The organism is Marilutibacter aestuarii, from assembly GCF_006546775.1.
GTDB lineage: Bacteria > Pseudomonadota > Gammaproteobacteria > Xanthomonadales > Xanthomonadaceae > Marilutibacter > Marilutibacter aestuarii.
The window spans coordinates 1-17488 of sequence record NZ_VICE01000014.1 but is presented as its reverse complement, the minus strand read 5'-3'; the positions used below and the strand labels follow the sequence as shown (position 1 = coordinate 17488).

General features: G+C 69.5%; 17 protein-coding genes. 4 read left to right on the top strand and 13 right to left on the bottom strand.

The genetic code is table 11. The features are described from left to right. Positions 1 to 48: 48 nt before the first annotated feature. The 5 genes from tolA to ruvB all read right to left on the bottom strand — a co-directional run bounded on the left by tolA (position 49) and on the right by ruvB (position 3846). Complete coding sequence (tolA, locus tag FKV25_RS01825) at positions 49 to 1008, bottom strand: cell envelope integrity protein TolA (protein ID WP_141517086.1); 960 nt, start codon at positions 1006 to 1008, stop codon at positions 49 to 51. Further along, positions 1008 to 1445: a protein TolR gene (gene tolR, locus FKV25_RS01820; RefSeq protein ID WP_141517085.1), complete on the bottom strand. Its 438-nt coding sequence runs from the start codon at positions 1443 to 1445 to the stop codon at positions 1008 to 1010. The genes tolA and tolR overlap by 1 nt, the downstream gene beginning before the upstream one ends. 51 nt (positions 1446 to 1496) lie before the next feature. After that, positions 1497 to 2279 carry a protein TolQ gene (gene tolQ, locus FKV25_RS01815; protein WP_141517084.1) on the bottom strand — a complete coding sequence of 261 codons (783 nt, stop codon included), beginning with the start codon at positions 2277 to 2279 and terminating at the stop codon, positions 1497 to 1499. 43 nt (positions 2280 to 2322) lie between these two features. Then, positions 2323 to 2733 carry a tol-pal system-associated acyl-CoA thioesterase gene (gene ybgC / locus FKV25_RS01810; protein ID WP_141517083.1) on the bottom strand — a complete coding sequence of 137 codons (411 nt, stop codon included), beginning with the start codon at positions 2731 to 2733 and terminating at the stop codon, positions 2323 to 2325. 69 nt (positions 2734 to 2802) lie between these two features. Beyond that, complete coding sequence (ruvB, locus tag FKV25_RS01805; protein ID WP_141517082.1) at positions 2803 to 3846, bottom strand: Holliday junction branch migration DNA helicase RuvB; 1044 nt, start codon at positions 3844 to 3846, stop codon at positions 2803 to 2805. A gap of 107 nt (positions 3847 to 3953) precedes the next feature. Here ruvB and FKV25_RS01800 point away from each other — a divergent pair, with 107 nt between their 5' ends. Beyond that, the gene (locus tag FKV25_RS01800) at positions 3954 to 5282 is read left to right on the top strand and encodes a TrkH family potassium uptake protein (RefSeq protein ID WP_211345339.1); all 1329 of its coding nucleotides are present in this window, start codon (positions 3954 to 3956) and stop codon (positions 5280 to 5282) included. Continuing rightward, positions 5275 to 5949 carry a potassium channel family protein gene (locus tag FKV25_RS01795; protein WP_141517081.1) on the top strand — a complete coding sequence of 225 codons (675 nt, stop codon included), beginning with the start codon at positions 5275 to 5277 and terminating at the stop codon, positions 5947 to 5949. The genes FKV25_RS01800 and FKV25_RS01795 overlap by 8 nt, the downstream gene beginning before the upstream one ends. Before the next feature lie 39 nt (positions 5950 to 5988). Here FKV25_RS01795 and FKV25_RS01790 read toward each other — a convergent pair whose 3' ends face one another. The 8 genes from FKV25_RS01790 to FKV25_RS01755 all read right to left on the bottom strand — a co-directional run bounded on the left by FKV25_RS01790 (position 5989) and on the right by FKV25_RS01755 (position 13596). Continuing rightward, positions 5989 to 7920 carry a potassium transporter Kup gene (locus tag FKV25_RS01790; RefSeq protein WP_141517080.1) on the bottom strand — a complete coding sequence of 644 codons (1932 nt, stop codon included), beginning with the start codon at positions 7918 to 7920 and terminating at the stop codon, positions 5989 to 5991. A 30-nt stretch (positions 7921 to 7950) separates the two neighbouring features. Further along, a complete protein-coding gene (gene ruvA, locus FKV25_RS01785; protein ID WP_141517079.1) occupies positions 7951 to 8538 on the bottom strand; it encodes a Holliday junction branch migration protein RuvA in 588 nt (195 codons plus the stop codon). A 55-nt stretch (positions 8539 to 8593) separates the two neighbouring features. Continuing rightward, complete coding sequence (ruvC, locus tag FKV25_RS01780; RefSeq protein ID WP_141517078.1) at positions 8594 to 9118, bottom strand: crossover junction endodeoxyribonuclease RuvC; 525 nt, start codon at positions 9116 to 9118, stop codon at positions 8594 to 8596. Between the two features lie 112 nt (positions 9119 to 9230). Beyond that, positions 9231 to 9971, bottom strand: coding sequence for a YebC/PmpR family DNA-binding transcriptional regulator (locus tag FKV25_RS01775; protein WP_141517077.1), 741 nt, complete (start codon positions 9969 to 9971; stop codon positions 9231 to 9233). Between the two features lie 73 nt (positions 9972 to 10044). Next, positions 10045 to 10713, bottom strand: a complete 669-nt coding sequence (locus tag FKV25_RS01770) for an esterase/lipase family protein (protein ID WP_484177345.1) — start codon at positions 10711 to 10713, stop codon at positions 10045 to 10047. Then, entirely contained in the window at positions 10673 to 11230 is a 558-nt protein-coding gene (locus FKV25_RS01765; RefSeq protein WP_141517076.1) for a DUF3016 domain-containing protein, read from the bottom strand. The genes FKV25_RS01770 and FKV25_RS01765 overlap by 41 nt, the downstream gene beginning before the upstream one ends. Positions 11231 to 11419: 189 nt before the next feature. Next, positions 11420 to 13189, bottom strand: a complete 1770-nt coding sequence (gene aspS / locus FKV25_RS01760) for an aspartate--tRNA ligase (RefSeq protein ID WP_141517075.1) — start codon at positions 13187 to 13189, stop codon at positions 11420 to 11422. 98 nt (positions 13190 to 13287) lie between these two features. Then, a complete protein-coding gene (locus tag FKV25_RS01755; RefSeq protein WP_141517074.1) occupies positions 13288 to 13596 on the bottom strand; it encodes an FmdB family zinc ribbon protein in 309 nt (102 codons plus the stop codon). A 208-nt stretch (positions 13597 to 13804) separates the two neighbouring features. Between FKV25_RS01755 and FKV25_RS01750 the strand changes: the two genes are divergently transcribed. After that, positions 13805 to 15082: an MFS transporter gene (locus tag FKV25_RS01750; protein ID WP_141517073.1), complete on the top strand. Its 1278-nt coding sequence runs from the start codon at positions 13805 to 13807 to the stop codon at positions 15080 to 15082. Further along, positions 15079 to 17409 carry a glucosylglycerol-phosphate synthase gene (gene ggpS, locus FKV25_RS01745; protein ID WP_246071833.1) on the top strand — a complete coding sequence of 777 codons (2331 nt, stop codon included), beginning with the start codon at positions 15079 to 15081 and terminating at the stop codon, positions 17407 to 17409. Before FKV25_RS01750 ends, ggpS begins: the two co-directional genes overlap by 4 nt. Positions 17410 to 17488 lie beyond the last annotated feature (79 nt).

Below are 17488 nucleotides of genomic sequence, written 5' to 3'. Positions count from 1 at the left end.
GCTTCGGCGTTAAGACGGTCTCAAAGATGAACAGGCGCCAAGCGGGCGTCAGCGGTCGCGCGCCTCGAAATTGAGGATGACTTCGCGCGCGAACACGCTTTCAAAGCCCGCATAGGGCAGCGGCTGCGCCTTCAGGACGGCGGCTTCGATCGAGCGCCGGCCCTGTTCGTCGTAGGCGCAGGGCGAGGACACTTCGGCGCTCATCACGTTGCCGCCCGGCAACTGGCGGATCACCAGCCGGCAGCGCGCGCCCAGCGGCACGGTTTCCGGGCGGGTCCACTTGGACAGGATCGCCTGGGTCAGCGCTCCCTGGTACTGGGCCAGCAGGCCGGTGTCGGTGCCACCCTGCCCCGCCGGCGCGCTCGCCGCGCTGCTGGACGCGGTACGCGCCTGGGCGTCGGCGATCTGCTTGAGCTTCTGCTCGGCGAGTTGGGCCTCGCGCGCGGCCGCCTCGCGCTGGCGACGGATGTCGGCCAGCTTGGCTTCGCGGTCCTTCCGCGCCTGCTCCTCGGCCAGGCGACGGCGGCGCTCGGCCTCTTCCTGCCGCGTGCGCTCGGTCAGGTCGACCTGGTCCTGGCGGCGCTTGGCCTCCTGGGTCTTCTCCTCCTCCGCCGGCGTGGGCGTCGGCAGGTCGGTCACCTCGTCCTGGTTGGTGTCGTCCGGTTCGGGGATGAAGTCCTGCGCCGCCGGCTGCGGCGGGTTGGGCGCATCCTCGGGCACCGGCTCGGGCAGCGGCTGCGGCGGCGGCGCGGTCTCTTCCGCGGCCGGCTCGGCGACCGGTTCGGGCAGGGGCTCGACCGGGTCGGGCCGGTTGGCCAGCGTGCGCTGCATTTCCGAGGACAGCGCGTTCGCGTCGACCAGTTCGGCCGAGATCGGCGAGCCCATCGCCTGCACCTGCCGGTTGTCGCGATCCCACCACAGGCCCGCGACCAACAACAGGAACAACACGGCGTGCAGGCCGACCGCGAGGATCACGGCCAACGTGGTGTCGGCGCGATTCTCCTGCATCAGCGCTCGTCCCTCTGCGCGCTCATCATGCCCACGCGCTCGACCTTGGCTTCCTGCAGGGCGTTCATCGCGTCGTAGACGGTCTGGTAGCTGGCCGAACCGTCACCGGCGACGAACACCGGCACGTCCGGGTTCTGCGCCACGATCGCGCTCATCTTGGCGATCAGCTGGTCGCGCGTGACCGCTTCGTTGCTTCCCGGCTCCAGCACCAGGGAATAGTTGCCGTCGCGATCGACGGTGACGACGATCGGGTCCTTCTTCTCCTGCATGGACTTGGCGTTGGACTTGGGCAGCTCGATGTCGACGCCCAGGTTCAGCAGCGGCGCGGTGACCATGAAGATGATCAGCAGCACCAGCATCACGTCGATGTAGGGCACGACGTTGATCTCGGCCTTGAGTTTGCGTTTGCGCTTGCGTCGCGCGGCGATGCCGGACATGGCATTCCTCTCGTGTTCGTGGGATCCAACGCCCGAAGGCAGGGGGCGGGGTCAGTCCTGCGACTGGCGCTCGAGGATCGAGGCGAACTCGTCGGCGAACGCGTCGTAACGGCCACCGATGCGCTCGACCTTGGTCGCGTAGCGGTTGTAGGCCCAGACCGCCGGGATCGCGGCGAACAGGCCCATCGCGGTGGCGATCAGGGCCTCCGAGATGCCCGGCGCGACGGTGGCGATGGTCGCCTCCTTCATGTTGGCCAGGCCGTGGAACGAGATCATGATGCCCCACACCGTGCCGAACAGGCCGATGTAGGGCGAGATGGAGCCGACGTTGGCCAGGAACTCGAGGTTCTGCTCCAGGCCGTCGAGCTCGCGCGAGGCGGCCACGCGCATGCCGCGCTGCGCGCCTTCGAGCTGGGTCTTGCTGTCGATGCCGCGGCGCTGGCGCTGGCGCCCGAACTCCCGGAACCCGGCCTCGAAGATCGACTCCATGCCGCCGATCGCGCGGCTGCGCTCGGTGGCGCCGGCGTACAGCTTGGTCAGCTCGGTGCCCGACCAGAAGCGTTCCTCGAACTGCTCGGCCTCGCGTTCGGCGCGGTCCAGCACGCGCTTCTTGCGGAAGATGATCACCCACGACGCGATGGACGCGAACAGCAGGACCAGCATCACCGCCTGCACCGGCAGGCTGGCATGCAGGATCAGGTTGACCACGTTGAGGTCGCCGCCCGCCTCGGTCACGTTGGCGGCCTGGCTCAGGGCGCTCGTGGCCGCCTGCGCAGCCTCCTCGGGCAGCGGTTCCACGGCGGTGGCCAGCAGCGTGCTCGACAATGGGATCATGCGTGTGTTCTCCGTGCCCGTCTGGGCGTGTTTCGATTGCGGATCAGGGCGAGGGGGTTTCGAGTGACTTGAGCTGGTCGTACAGGGGCTGCGGGATCGCGCGGGGCCGGAAGCCGGCGGCGTCCAGGGCCGCGATGCGCACCTGCGCCACCACCAGCACCTCGTCGCCACGGCGCACTTCCTGTGCGAACACCATGCTCGCGCGCCGCACCTGCCGGAGCACCGCGCTCACCTCGAGCGCGTCGTCCAGGCGCGCCGGCTTGAGGTAGTCCACGGCGATCCCGCGCACCGCGAACACCAGGTCCTCCCGGGTGCGCAAGGCATCCTGGCCGTGGCCATGGCTGCGCATCCATTCGGTCCGGGCGCGTTCGAGGTACGCGACGTAGTTCGCGTGGTAGACCACGCCACCCGCGTCGGTATCTTCCCAGTAAATCCTGATCGGTAGGCTGAACATTGGTTTAAGAGCGTGAATGGGAGTGCGCCAGTGTGACCCAGGCCAGCCCCGGCCTCCGGAACTGCCGGCTCAGGCGACCGGCGGGTCGGCCTCGACGAACAGGTCCGCATCCCGTCCGGTGGGCTTCAGGCCGACGTGGCGATAGGCCTTGTGGGTCGCCATGCGGCCGCGGGCCGTGCGGACCAGGTAGCCCTGCTGGATCAGGTAGGGCTCGATGACGTCCTCGAGCGTGCCCCGTTCCTCGCTCAGCGCCGCGGCCAGCGACTCCACCCCGACCGGGCCGCCATCGAAGTTCTCGATGATGGTCACCAGCAGGCGGCGGTCGAGCTCGTCGAAGCCCTGGGGGTCGACCTTCAGCATCGCCATCGCGGCATCGGCGACTTCGCGGCTGATCGAACCGTTGGCGCGCACCTGGGCGAAGTCGCGGACGCGTCGCAGCAGGCGGTTGGCGATGCGCGGGGTTCCGCGCGAGCGCCGCGCGATCTCCGCGGCGCCTTCGGCGACGCAGTCGATCCCCAGGATCTGCGCCGAGCGGCGCACGATCCGGGTCAGTTCCTCGGCGTTGTAGAACTCCAGGCGCTGGACGATGCCGAAGCGGTCGCGCAGCGGCGCGGTCAGCAGGCCGGCGCGGGTCGTGGCGCCGATCAGGGTGAAGGGCGGCAGGTCCAGCTTGATCGAACGCGCGGCCGGGCCTTCGCCGATCATGATGTCGATCTGGAAGTCCTCCATCGCCGGGTACAGCACTTCCTCCACCACGGGCGACAGGCGATGGATCTCGTCGACGAACAACACGTCGTGCGGCTGCAGGTTGGTCAGCAGCGCGGCCAGGTCCCCGGCCTTCTCGATGACCGGGCCGGAGGTCACGCGCAGGTTGACGCCCAGCTCATTGGCGATGACGTGGCTCAGGGTGGTCTTGCCCAGCCCGGGCGGCCCGAAGATCAGCACGTGGTCGAGGGCCTCGCCGCGCCCCTTCGCCGCCTCGATGTAGATGTTCATCTGCTCGCGCACGGGCTGCTGGCCCAGGTACTCGTCCAGGCGCTTGGGTCGGATCGACGCCTCCAGGGCGTCGTCCTCGCGCGTGGCGTCGGCGGCGATGATGCGGTCTTCGGTCATCGGCGCATGGTCGCACGGGAGCCGCTCCACGCGCACCCTTCACGGCGCGACGTGGCATCATCCGCCGCTCGACGTGCCCGCCCCGGGCCCGTACAGGACCCCTGGCAGTGCTGCGACACGGTTTCCGCCACCCGGCCCGGGTGGTGCCGCTGGCCTTCTTCGGCGCGATCGTGCTGGGAACCGCCCTGCTCATGCTCCCCGTCTCGCACGCGGGCGACGGTGGCACCCACTGGCTGACCGCCTTGTTCACCGCGACCTCGGCGGTCTGCGTGACGGGCCTGGCCGTCGTGGACACCCCGACCCACTGGTCCACCTTCGGCCAGGTGGTCATCATGGTCCTGTTCCAGCTGGGCGGTTTCGGCATGATGACTGGCGCCACGCTGCTGAGCCTGCTGGTGGCGGGCAGGTTGCGCCTGGGGACGCGCCTGATCGCGCAGGCGGAAACGCGCAGCACCGGACTGGGCAATGTCCCTGAGCTGGTCCGGCTGGTCGTCCTGGTCACCGCCGGCATCGAACTCGCCCTCGCCGCCATCCTCGCCGCCCGCCTGCATTTCGCCTATGGCGAGCCCTGGGGCGCCGCCGCATGGCACGGCCTGTTCCATTCGATATCGGCCTTCAACAACGCCGGGTTCTCGACCTGGTCGGACAGCCTCACCCGTTTCGCCACCGATCCGTTGGTGCTGGTCCCGGTGATGGGCGCGATCGTCCTGGGCGGCCTCGGCTTCCCGGTGCTGCAGGAGCTGCGACGCGAGCCGCTGCACTGGGCCCGGTGGTCGGTGCACACCAAGATCACCCTGCTGGGCACGGCCATCCTGTTCACCGGCGGCATGGCGATGATCCTGCTCTACGAATGGCACGCCACCCTCGCCCCGTTCGCCACGCCCGCCAAGGTCCTGGCCGCGGCCTTCCACTCGGTCAGCGCCCGCACCGCCGGGTTCAACGTGGTCGACGTCGGCGCCATGCAGCAGGAAACCCTCGCCGTCCACTACGTGCTCATGTTCATCGGCGGCGGCAGCGCTGGCACCGCGGGCGGCATCAAGGTCACCACCTTCCTGTTGCTGGGCTTCGTGGTCTGGGCCGAAGTCCGAGGCAGCCGCGACACGATCGCGTTCCGACGGCGGATCTCGTCCGAGACCCAGCGGCAGGCACTATCGGTGGTGTTGCTGGGGCTGACCGTGCTCGCCATCGCCACCCTGGCGCTGGAGAGCGTCACCGACGAGCCCCTGAACATCCTGATGTTCGAGGTGATCTCGGCATTCGCCACCGTGGGCCTGTCGACGGGCATCACGGGCAGCCTTCCGCCCACCGGGCAGGGCATCCTGATCGTGCTGATGTACGTGGGACGCGTGGGCACGATCACCGTCGCCACCGCCCTCGCGCTGCGCAGCCACCACCTGTCCTATCGCTATCCAGAGGAGCGCCCCATCGTTGGCTAGGAAAAAATCCCCCTTCCCGTCCGACAGCGTCGCGATCATCGGCCTGGGCCGCTTCGGCGGCGCGGTCGCGCAGTCGCTGATGCACGTCGGCCACGAAGTGCTCGGCATCGACGAGGATGCCGAGGTCGTCCAGCGCTGGACCGACCGCCTCACCCACGTGGTGCAGGCCGACGCGACCGACAGCGACGTGCTGCGCCAGCTCGGCGTCGGCCAGATGGGCCACGCCGTGGTCGGCATCGGCGACGACATCGAGGCCAGCGTGCTGAGCGTGCTCGCACTGGAGGAAGTCGGCGTCTCCGACATCTGGGCCAAGGCCACCGGCGAACGCCATGGTCGCATCCTCGAACGCACCGGCGCCCATCACGTGGTGTACCCGGAAGCGGCGATGGGCGAGCGCGTGGCGCACCTGGTCACCGGCAAGATGATCGACTTCATCGAGTTCGACGACGGCTTCGCGATCGCCAAGACCGGCGCGCCCGCCGAGACCCTGGACAAGACGCTCAGCGAGTCGGCGGTGCGCAGCCGGCACGGGGTGACCGTGGTCGGGCTCAAGCGCGGCCGCCACGACTTCATCTACGCCAAGGCCGACACCATCGTCGAGACCGGCGACATCCTGGTCATTTCCGGCCCCACCGACCGGGTCGAACGCTTCGCCGCCCTGGCCTGACCGCGGCGCGGCGGTCCGCGCGCAGGCCGGCGGCGCCCGTCAGATCTCGACCTGGGCGCCCAGTTCCACCAGGCGATTGCCGGGGATGTGGAAATAGCCGGTGGCCGGCGCCGCGTTGCGGTGCATGAGCGCGAAGATCTTGTCGCGCCAGACCGGCATGCCGCGGTCGCGGGTGGCGACGATGGTCTCCCGACTGGAGAAGTACGTCGTGTCCATCGGATCGAAGTACACCCCGCCTTCGTCGCACGAGCGCATCAGTGCCAGCGGCACGTCCGGGGTCTCCATGAAGCCGAAGCGGATCACCACGCGGTAGAAGTCGTCGCCGATCGCCTCGATCCTCAGGCGCTTGTGCGCGTAGGGCACGGTCAGCGTGTCCACGGTGAGGAAGACGTTGCGCTCGTGCAGGACCTTGTTGTGCTTGAGGTTGTGCAGCAGTGCGTGGGGCACGACGCCCTTGTCGGCGGTCATGAACACGGCGGTTCCCGGCACCCGTAGCGGCGGGGCCAGCATCAGGCCGTTGAGGAAGGTGCCCAGCTGCAGGCCCTCCTTCTGGATCTCGTCGCGCAGCAGTTGGCGCCCACGGCGCCAGGTGCGCAGCAGGGTGAACAGCAACAGGCCGACCACCACCGGGAACCAGCCGCCGTCGAGCACCTTGGCGCCGTTCGCGGTCACGAAGGCCAGGTCGATGAAGAACAGCGGCACGCACAAGGGCAGAACCCACAAGCGCCAGCGCGGCCACAACGCGCGCGCCACGATCGCCAGCAGCAGGGTGTCGATCAGCATCGTCGCCGACACCGAGATGCCGTAGGCGGTCGCCAGCGCGGTCGAGCTGCCGAAGCCCAGCACCAGGGCGATGACGATGACCATCATCGACCAGTTGATCGCCGGGATGTAGATCTGCCCGATCGTCTCCTTGGAGGTGTGCTCGATCTTCATGCGCGGGATGTAGCCCAGCTGCATGGCCTGTCGCGCCACCGAGAAGCCGCCGGTGATGACCGCCTGTGACGCGATCACCGTCGCCGCGGTGGCGAGCACGATCATCGGCACGCGCCCCCATTCCGGCACGCCCAGGTAGAACGGGTTGCGGATCGCGGCCGGATCCTCGAGCACCAGGGCGCCCTGCCCCAGGTAGTTGAGCATCAGCGCCGGCAGGACGAAGAAGTACCAGGCATAGCGGATCGGCTTGGCGCCGAAATGCCCCATGTCGGTGTAGATGGCCTCGCCGCCGGTCACCGCCAGCACCACGGCCCCGAGGATGAAGACGCCGTGCCAGCCGTGGTTGCCGAAGAAGCGCACCGCCCACAGCGGGTTGACCGCGTTGAGGACTTCCGGCTCGTGCAGGATGTTGACCACGCCCAGCACTGCCAGCGTCACGAACCACAGGCCGGTGATCGGTCCGAATATCCGGCCCACCTTGGCGGTGCCGAAACGCTGGCTGGCGAACAGGCCGGCCAGCACGATCACCGCCAGCGGCACTACCCAGTGGTGCAACCTGGGCGCCACGACTTCCAGGCCCTCGATCGCCGACAGCACCGAGATGGCGGGGGTGATGACGCCGTCGCCGAAGAACAGCGAGGCCCCGAAGATCCCCAGGATGCCGACCATGTACGCCGACTTGGAGCCCTTGGGCAGGCTGCGCTGGGCCAGGGCCATCAGCGCCATGATCCCGCCTTCGCCATGGTTGTCGGCGCGCATGATGATGGTGACGTACTTGAGCGTGACCACCAGCATCAGCGACCAGAACACCAGCGACAGCACGCCCAGCACGGTGTCGTGGTTGGCGACCAGGCCGTAATGCGGCGAGAAGGCTTCACGGATCGTGTACAGCGGGCTGGTGCCGATGTCGCCGAAGACGACGCCGATCGCACCCACGACGAGCCCGAACAGGCCGATGTTGCCGTGCCCGTGCCCGCCGTTCGCCTGGTCCTGGCGGGACGTCTCGGCGCTGGACGGATTGTGTACGTTGGCCATCTGGGGGTTCCGGGGTTGCGACGCGCCGGCTCAGCGGAGCGCGGACTTTAACGCCTTGCGGATGATGGTGGCGGCATCGTCGCCCGCCTCGGTGGCCGCCTTGGCCATGCGCGCGGCCTCGGCCGGCTTGTAGCCCAGTTGCTGCAGGGCGATCACTGCTTCGCCCTGCGCGTCGGCGGGCAGGCCGCCCGGCATGGACGCGCCGCCACCGGCGAGGTCGGCGGCGCGATCGCGAAGCTCGACCACCATGCGCTCGGCAGTCTTCTTGCCGATCCCGGGGATGCGGGTCAGCGCGGCCACGTCGCTGGTCTGCACCAGGCGCGCGAACTCGTCGACGCTGACGCCCGACAACACCGCCAGGGCGATCTTCGCGCCGATGCCCGAGACCTTCTGCACGTCGCGGAACAGGCGTCGTTCGGACTCGCCCATGAAGCCATAGAGCGAGACACTGTCTTCCTTCTGCGCGTAGTGCGTGAACAAGGCGACCTCGCGACCGACCTCGGGCAGGTCGTAGAACGTGCTCATCGGCGCTTCGAGCTCGTAGCCCACGCCATTGACGTCGATGACCAGCCACGGCGGTTGCTTGTGGACCAGCAGGCCTTTCAGTCGTCCGATCATGCGTTCACCTCGATTCCTGGACCGCCGTGCGGTCCGTCCTGGGACGCGCGCGGGATCACCCGCGCCTCCGCAGCTGGGCAACCGCGATACCGGTGCGCCCGGCGGTCGCGCTCATGTGGGCGTGGGTCAGGGCGATCGCGAGCGCATCGCCGGCGTCGGCCTGGAGTTTCATCTCGCCCAGGTTGAGCAGCAGGCGCACCATGTGCTGGACCTGCTGCTTGTCGGCCGCGCCGCGGCCGACGAGGGACTGTTTGATCACGCGCGGCGCGTATTCGCTCACCGGCAGCTTGCGCCGCACCACGCTGGCCAGCGCCGCGCCGCGCGCATGCCCGAGCTTGAGCGCGGAGGTCGCGGACTTGTCCATGAAGACGGTCTCGATGGCCACCTGTTGCGGCTGCCATTCGTCGAGCGCGGCTTCGAGGCCGTCGCACAGCAGGCCCAGCCTCGACGGGAAGTCTTCCGCGTCGAGCAGCTTCAGCACGCCGGCATGGACGAAGCGGCACCGACCGTCGCTGCCCACGTCGATCACGCCCAGGCCGGTGCGCTGCGAGCCCGGGTCGATGCCAAGGACGCGGATCATCGCGCCCGTTCCATGCCGGCACGATGGCGTCGCGCGCACTTTCCCGGGCTCGCATGGCAGGCACGGGGCGAATCGGGGCGGGAGGCGTGGGTCACGACGTCAGCTTACGCGCTCAGGCGTAGGCATCCTCGCCGAGCTCGGCGTTGGAGTAGACGTTCTGCACGTCGTCCAGGTCTTCGAGCCAGTCCAGCAGCTTGGCCACCTGCTGCGCCGTCTCGCCTTCAACGGCAATGTCGTTGTCGGCGCGATAGGTCACCTCGGCCCGTGCGGCGGCGTGCCCGGCCGCCTCCATCGCCGCCTTGACCGCGTCGAAGGCGTCCGGCGGGGTCAGCACGTCGATCGAGCCGTCCTCGGGGTAGACCACGATATCCTCGGCGCCGGCTTCGATCGCCGCCTCGGTGATCGCGTCCTCGTCGGCCCCGGGGGCGTAGCTCAGCACGCCCACCTTGCGGAACATGAAGGCCACCGAGCCGTCGGTGCCGAGGTTGCCGCCGAACTTGCCGAAGGCATGGCGCACGTCGGCCACGGTCCGGACCTTGTTGTCGGTCAGGCAGTCGACGATCACGGCCACGCCGCCGGGGGCATAGCCCTCGTAACGGATCTCCTCGTAGCTGATGCCTTCCAGCTCGCCGGTCGCCTTCTTGATGGCGCGCTCGACGACGTCCTTGGTCATGTTGGCGCCGAGCGCCTTGTCGATCGCGCTGCGCAGGCGCGGATTATTGGTCGGGTCGCCGCCGCCGGCACGCGCGGCGACGGAGATCTCGCGGATGATCTTGGTGAACATCTTGCCGCGCTTGGCGTCCTGCGCGCCCTTGCGGTGCTGGATGTTGGCCCATTTTGAGTGACCGGCCATGGGATTCCTGGAGTCGAGCCTGTGGCATTGGGGTGCAGCCGGGTTTGCTGCGGTGCGCAATTATAGGCAAGGCTCAGGCTGCGTGCAGGAACCGCCCGGTCTGGAGGAAATTTAGCACCTGGCGGGCCGCCGCGACCGAGAACAGCAGGCCGCTATGGCTCGCCGGCACCACGACATGGTCGCGCAGGCCCGGCGGCCGGGTCTCGGCCAGCGCCACGGTCCCGTCGTGCGGGCCCTCGACCCGGCCGAACAACTGACCCAGGCCCAGGGGCCGGTCGCCCGCGACCATGCCCACCTCGATCCCCTCGGGCATCTCCGGGCAGCCGCGCTGCAGGACCGGGGCACTGCGACCCACGGTCATCCGTCGCCAGGGGCCACCCCCGGCATCGCGCGCCACGGCGCTGCCGCACAGCGGCGAGCCCAGGCAGACGACGCGTGACACCGGCAGCCCGGGATGGCGGCGCAGCGTGGACAGGGCGAGGACGCCGCCCAGGCTGTGGCCGACGACGTGGCAGGGCGAGCGGGACAGGGCCTGCAGCAGGCGCGGGATCGCCCGCTCGGGGTCGACCGTGACGCTGGCGTAGTCGAACAGCTCGGGATGGAATCCGGCCGCCGCCAGGCGCGCGGCATGCCAGCGCATCGAGATCCCACGCATCCACAGGCCGTGCAGCAGCACGACCCGCCGGGTCCCACCCGGCACTTCAGCCGCCGTCACCGGATGCCATGGCCTCGACCCAGCGATCGACCAGACGCTTCTCGTAGGCCAGGTCGTCGCTCTGGTAGCGCAGGTTCGACTGCGACAGATAGGCCATGTCGCGGAGCTTCGCGTGGCCCTGGTCGATCACCTGGCCGCCGGCGCCGGTTCGCGTGTAGTCGAACTCCATGCGCGGCGGGTAGATGTCACGAACGACGCGGATCTGGTCGCTCCGGAAGCCGCGACCCGGCTCGTAGTCGCCGGCGCGGTCGATGTCGGTGATGTTGATCGCCATCGTCTGCCCGGGGGGAAGCACGCGGGCGATGCGGTCGCGCATGTGGCGGGCCAGCGCGTCGACCCAGTCGCCGCGCTCGGCCTCCCATCGATTGCCGCTGTAGCGGATCTCGGTGAATGTCGCCGGGTCGTTCCAGCTGACGCTGACGGGGCCGTCGTCCTCCAGTTGCCTGGGGGCGTCGGGATCGGTGACGTTGCGCGCGGCCGCCAGGCCGGCGCTGCCCAGCAGGAGCACGGTGCAGGCGACGCGGACCAGGTACGGGATGGACATGGCAGGCTCCTCGGATTCGATGCAATGGCCCGGATCGGGCGAGCGCCGCCCGCCGCCCCGTGCATCCGATACTACGCGCGGCGATGGCGTGCCGTCGCAGCCAAGCCTGCCGGAGCGTGAACGAAGATGGGCACGGAACGTGCAGGTCCGCGCCCTTCGGCCCGAGAGGCCCGGCGCGCCGGGCCGCCCTCAGTCGTTGCGGACCCGTGGCCTGACCGCGACGTGGACCTCGGCCAGCTGCGCGTCGGGGACGGGGGACGGCGCGCCGGTCATCAGGCATTGCGCGCTGGTGGTCTTGGGGAACGCGATCACGTCGCGGATGGACTCGGTGCCGGCCATCAGCGCGGCGATGCGGTCGACGCCGAAGGCGATGCCGCCGTGCGGCGGCGCGCCATAGCGCAGCGCGTCGAGCAGGAAGCCGAACTTCGCCTCCGCCTCCTCCGCGCCGATGCCCAGCAGCTCGAACACGGCCGACTGCATCGCCGGACGGTGGATGCGGATCGAACCACCGCCGATCTCGTTGCCGTTCAGCACCATGTCGTAGCCACGCGAAACCGCCGTGCGCGCGTTCGCGCGCAGGTCGTCGATGTCGTCCACCGCAGGCGCGGTGAAGGGATGGTGCAGGGCGACGTAGCGCTGCGCCTCCTCGTCCCACTCGAACATCGGGAAGTCGGTGACCCAAAGCGGCTTCCAGCCGGCCTCGACGAGCCCGAAGTCCTTGCCGGCCTTCAGGCGCAGCGCGCCCATGAAGTCGCTCACCGTGGCATGCGGGCCGGCACCGAAGAACACGATGTCGCCGTTGCCGGCGCCGACATGCGCGACCAGCGCGGCAAAGGCCTCTTCAGCGAAGAACTTCGCGATCGGCGAGGACACCTCGCCGCTGTCCGACAGCTTGATGTAGGCCAGCCCCTTGGCGCCGTACTTGGCCGCGTGCGCGGCGTACTCGTCGATCTGCTTGCGGCTCAGCGAGGCCCCGCCCGGGATGCGCAGCGCGCACACGCGCCCGCCGTCCACGCCGGCCCAGTCGGTGAACACCTTGAACTCCGAGCCCTCCACCTGCGCGTCGACGTCCACCAGTTCCAGCGCGATGCGCAGGTCCGGCTTGTCGGATCCGAACCGCCGCATGGCTTCGGACCACGTCATCCGCGGGAACTCGCCCAGCTCGACCTGCATCACCTCGCGGAAGACGTCGCGCACCAGCGATTCGCTGGTGTCCTGCACGTCGCGCTCGGTCACCCAGGCGAATTCCATGTCGAGCTGGGTGAATTCCAGCTGGCGGTCGGCGCGCAGCGCCTCGTCGCGGAAGCAGCGCGCGATCTGGTAGTAGCGGTCGAAGCCGGCGACCATGAGGATCTGCTTGAACAGCTGCGGCGACTGCGGCAGGGCGTAGAACTCGCCTTCGTGCATGCGCGCCGGGACCAGGAAGTCGCGCGCGCCCTCGGGCGTGGCCTTGGTCAGGATCGGGGTCTCGATGTCCTGGAAGCCACGCGCGTCCAGCCAGCGACGCAAGGCCTGCACCAGCTTCGTGCGGGTGCGCATCTTGCGCTGCATGTCGGGGGTGCGCAGGTCCAGGTAGCGATACTTGAGGCGGATGTCCTCGCCCGGGTTCTCGTGCGCATGGAACGGCAACGGCTCGGCCTTGTTGAGGCGCTCGACCTTGTGGGCGACGACTTCGACCTGGCCGGTGGGGATCCGCGCGTTGACCGACTCGCGCCGGCGCACCACGCCGGTGACGCGCAGGCAGTCTTCATAACCGACCGCGGCGGCGGCCGCGATCACCTCGGCATTGCCCTCCACGCCAGGTGCCGGCTCGGCGACGATCTGGACGATGCCCTCGTGGTCGCGCAGGTCGATGAAGCACAGGCCGCCGAGGTCGCGGGCGACGTCCGCCCAGCCGCACAGGGTGACGGTCTGGCCGATCAGGGCCTCGTTGACAAGGCCGCAGAAGTGGGTACGCATGGAGGCTCCAGGAAACAGGCACGCCCGGCGAGCGCCGGGGAAACGGACATTTTAGCGGCTCGGCGGGGTGGCGGCTCGCCCCCTGCGCGGGCGCCGGCTCAGCCGGCGTCGGACGAGGGCTTGGGGGCCGGCGTGGCGGCGGACTTGGCCTCGGCCTTGCCGCCGCCCTCGCCGCCGGCCTTGGCCGGGGCATTGTCCCCGGCCAGGTTGCGCTTCTTGTCACCGTCCTTCTTGAAGTCGGTCTCGTACCAGCCGCCGCCGGCAAGGCGGAATTGCGGCGCGGTCAACTGCCGGCGCACCTGCGGCTCGCCACAGGCGGGGCACTGGGTGGGGTCGGCATCGGACAGCTTCTGGAGACGGTCGAAATGATGGCCGCAGGCGGCGCACTCGAAGGCATAGATCGGCATGGCGGGGGGTTCGACAGGAGCAATCGGGGTGGGCCCGGGAGGCGTCCAGTCTGGGGCCTGCCGGCCCGTAATCAAGCGTCGCGCGCCACGACGCGCTAGGCTGGAGTGACGTGCTGCAACGCAGCAAGCACGCCACCGTCACGGAATGGCGTGCAATATGTCCTGATATTTCAACGTGTTAGCCTCAAGGAAGCCACCCCGCCACTCCATGATTGCAACCGTCCGCCCCTTGGCCGCGCTGCTCGCCGGCGTGGCCTTCCTGCTGATGGGCAGCGGCCTGCTGGGCACGCTGCTGGCGGTGCGCGGCAGGCTCGAAGGGTTCGACGACCAGACGCTCGGCCTGGTGATGTCGGGCTACTTCGTCGGTTTCTTCCTGGGCACCTACGCAGCCCCCGGGCTGATCCAGCGGATCGGGCACATCCGCGCGTTCGCCTTCTATGCCGCGCTGTGCGCAGCCACCGTCCTGCTCCACGCGGTCTTCGTCACCCCCTGGGCCTGGGGCCTGCTGCGCCTGCTCACCGGCATCGCCCTGGTCGGGCTGTACACGGTGATCGAGAGCTGGCTGAACGTGCAGGCGCCGCCACAACAGCGCAGCCAGGTGTTCGCCGTCTACATGGCCGTCAACCTGATGGCGCTGGCGGCGGGCCAGTGGCTGGTCGGGCTGGCGCCGGCAGCGGGCTTCGAACTCTTCAGCCTGGTCGCGGTCCTCGTCTGCCTGGCGGCGCTGCCGGTGACCGCGAGCCGGATGATCCAGCCCGAACTGCCGCCGATGCCGCGACTGGCACTCAAGGCCCTCTACCGGGCCGCGCCCGCGTCGGCGATGGGCGCGCTGCTCGCCGGCCTGGCGATGGGCGGCTTCTGGGGCCTGGGCGCCGTTTTCGCCACCCGCATCGGCCTCGACGTGTCCGGGATCGCGCTGCTGATGAGCGCGACGATCATTGGCGGCGCGGCCCTCCAATGGCCGATTGGCCACCTCTCGGACGGCGGCGACCGTCGCACCACGCTGGCCCTGGTCTGCCTGGCGGCGGCCGGCGTCTCGCTGGCGATGATGCTGCCGCTGGGCCAGTCGGGCGCGACTCTGTACCTGCTGTTCTTCGCGTTCGGCGGCCTGGCCTTCGCGATCTACCCCATCTGCGTGGCCCACCTGCTCGACCACCTGCCGCCCGAGGACACGCTCTCGGCCGGCAGCAGCCTGCTGCTGCTGAACGGGGTCGGTTCGGCCATCGGCCCGGCCGCGGCGGGCGTCGCGATGACCCGCTTCGGTCCCGAGGCCTTGCCGGCGTTCTTCGCCGGCTCGCTCGGACTGCTGGCCCTGATCGCCGGGGGCCGACGCCTGCTGCGCCGCCGCAGCCTCGCGCATGCGACCACCTTCCACGCGATGCTGCGCACCACGCCCACCGCGCTCGAACTGCTCCCCGAGACGGAGGCGCCCGAGCGCCCCGATCGCCCCTACCCCGACGCCCTCCCACCACAGGAAAAGCCTTGACCGACTCGCGCGCGACACCCTCCGCCCCGGCCGCTTCCGCCCCACCCCGGATGCTGCTGGCCACCGACCTCGACGGCACCTTCCTCGCCGGATCGGCCGAGGACCGCCAACACCTGTACCGGCTGGTCGACCGCCATCCGGAGATCAAGCTCGTGTTCGTGACCGGACGCGGCCTGGAGGCGGTCATGCCGTTGCTCTCCGACCCCACCCTGCCACGGCCCGACCATGTCATCTGCGACGTCGGCGCCACCGTGGTCGACGGCCATACGCTGCAACCGGTGCATCCGCTGCAGGGCGACATCGATGCCCGCTGGCCGGGCGAGCATGCAGTCGCCGACGTCATCGGCGGCTTCGACGGCCTCGTCCGCCAGGACGTGCCGCAGGAGCGCCGCTGCTCGTACTTCTGCGATCCCGCCACCCTGGCCGGCATCCGCGAGGACATCGAGGAAGCCGCCGGCACCCTGGGCTGCTCTGTGCTGTATTCGGCCGACCGCTACCTCGACATCCTCCCGCCGGACACCGACAAGGGTCGCACCCTCGTTGCACTGGCCGACCACCTGGGCGTACCGCATGCGCAGGTGCTGGTCGCGGGCGACACGCTCAATGACCTGTCGATGTTCACCGCCGGCTTCCAGGGCGTCGCCGTCGGCGATTCGGAAAAGGCCCTGACCCGCGCGACGCGCCACCTCGCCAACGTCCTGCACGCCAAGTCGCCCGGCTGCGGCGGCATCCTCCAGGCGATCCGGCACTTCAAGCTGCTGCCGGAGGACGAGCTCAAGCTGAGCACCCCGGCTTCGCGCAACTTCGGCGACTCGGACCTGGTCATGGTCTACCACCGCCTGCCCTACGAGGAGTACGTCGAGGACGGCGAGCTCAAGCGCCGGCAACCACGCTCGCCCAACGGGATCATCCCCAGCCTGCTGGGCTTCTTCGCCGGTGGCCGCAAGGGCTCCTGGGTGGCCTGGAGCATCGACGACGGCAAGCACGGCAGTTTCCAGACCCACACCAGCGTCGACCGCGAGCACTACCCCAACCTCACCGCCTCGCGCGTGGCGCTGAGCAAGTCCGAGGTGGACGCGTTCTACAAGCGCTTTTCGAAGGAGGCCTTCTGGCCGATGCTGCACACGTTCTGGGAGCGCGCCCGCTTCCGCGAGAGCGACTGGCGCATCTTCCTGAAAGTCAATCGCAAGTTCGCCGAGGCCACCGCCGCCGAATCGGCGCACGGGGCGACGGTCTGGCTGCACGATTACAACCTCTGGATGGTGCCGGCCTACCTGCGCGAGATGCGCCCGGACCTGAAGATCGCCTTCTTCCACCACACCTATTTCCCGTCCGCGGACGTGTTCAACGTGGTGCCCTGGCGGCGCGAGATCCTCGGCAGCCTGCTGCAATGCGACTACATCGGCTTCCACATCCCCCGCCAGGTCGAGAATTTCGTCGACGTGGTGCGCGGCGCGATGCCGTTCGAGACGGTCTCGCGCGAGGGCTGCGCCCCGCGCTTCCTGACCTACGGCTGCGCGGTCGGCCTGGACCGCATGACCACCGCGATCCGGGTCGGCGACCGGCTGGTGTCGCTGGGCGCGCACCCGGTGGGCACCGACCTGGGCCGCATCCGCGGCATGCTGTCCAAGGGCGAGGTCCGCGACCGCATCGAGCACATCCGGATGGAGTTCCACGGCCGCAAGCTGGTGCTGTCGATCGAACGCCTGGACTACACCAAGGGCTCGCTGGAGAAACTGCTGGCCTTCGAGCGCCTGCTGGAGGAGCGGCCGGAGCTGCGCGGCACCATGACGCTGCTGATGGTCTGCGTGCCCGCCGCTCAGGAGATGACGGTCTACCGGCAGTTGCAGACCCAGATCGAACAGGCGGTGGGCCGGATCAACGGCCGCCACTCGCGCCTGGACTGGACACCGGTGCGCTTCTTCGCGCGGGGCCTGCCCTTCGACCAGGTCGTCGCCCACTACGCGGCCGCCGACATCATGTGGATCACCCCGCTACGCGATGGCCTCAACCTGGTGTCGAAGGAATTCATCGCCGCCCACGGCATCGAGGGCAGCGCCGGCGTGCTGGTGCTGTCGGAGTTCGCCGGCGCCGCCGCCGAGCTCAAGGGCGCGGTGCTGACCAACCCGCACGACACCGCCGACCTGATGCTCGGGCTCGAGCAGGCACTGGCCATGCCGGCCGACGAGGCCGACGCCCGCCAGCGCCAGCTGTTCGACATTGTCGAGCGATACGACGTCGAGCGCTGGGGCCATGACTTCCTGGCGGCGGTGGAAGCCGCCGGCAGCGGCATGCGCGGCCACGTGTACGAACTCGAGCGCGACTGAAGCGGCGCCCGCGTGCCTACCTGAAGGCGAACACCAGGCATGCGGTGAGCGCCACGACTCCGCCGGCGGCCCAGGCGAT

Coding starts and splice junctions, on each gene's coding strand:
- tolA (WP_141517086.1), bottom strand. CDS start 1,008: ATGCAGGAGAATCGCGCCGACACCACGTTGGCCGTGATCCTCGCGGTC.
- tolR (WP_141517085.1), bottom strand. CDS start 1,445: ATGTCCGGCATCGCCGCGCGACGCAAGCGCAAACGCAAACTCAAGGCC.
- tolQ (WP_141517084.1), bottom strand. CDS start 2,279: ATGATCCCATTGTCGAGCACGCTGCTGGCCACCGCCGTGGAACCGCTG.
- ybgC (WP_141517083.1), bottom strand. CDS start 2,733: ATGTTCAGCCTACCGATCAGGATTTACTGGGAAGATACCGACGCGGGT.
- ruvB (WP_141517082.1), bottom strand. CDS start 3,846: ATGACCGAAGACCGCATCATCGCCGCCGACGCCACGCGCGAGGACGAC.
- FKV25_RS01790 (WP_141517080.1), bottom strand. CDS start 7,920: ATGGCCAACGTACACAATCCGTCCAGCGCCGAGACGTCCCGCCAGGAC.
- ruvA (WP_141517079.1), bottom strand. CDS start 8,538: ATGATCGGACGACTGAAAGGCCTGCTGGTCCACAAGCAACCGCCGTGG.
- ruvC (WP_141517078.1), bottom strand. CDS start 9,118: ATGATCCGCGTCCTTGGCATCGACCCGGGCTCGCAGCGCACCGGCCTG.
- FKV25_RS01775 (WP_141517077.1), bottom strand. CDS start 9,971: ATGGCCGGTCACTCAAAATGGGCCAACATCCAGCACCGCAAGGGCGCG.
- FKV25_RS01765 (WP_141517076.1), bottom strand. CDS start 11,230: ATGTCCATCCCGTACCTGGTCCGCGTCGCCTGCACCGTGCTCCTGCTG.
- aspS (WP_141517075.1), bottom strand. CDS start 13,189: ATGCGTACCCACTTCTGCGGCCTTGTCAACGAGGCCCTGATCGGCCAG.
- FKV25_RS01755 (WP_141517074.1), bottom strand. CDS start 13,596: ATGCCGATCTATGCCTTCGAGTGCGCCGCCTGCGGCCATCATTTCGAC.
- FKV25_RS01750 (WP_141517073.1), top strand. CDS start 13,805: ATGATTGCAACCGTCCGCCCCTTGGCCGCGCTGCTCGCCGGCGTGGCC.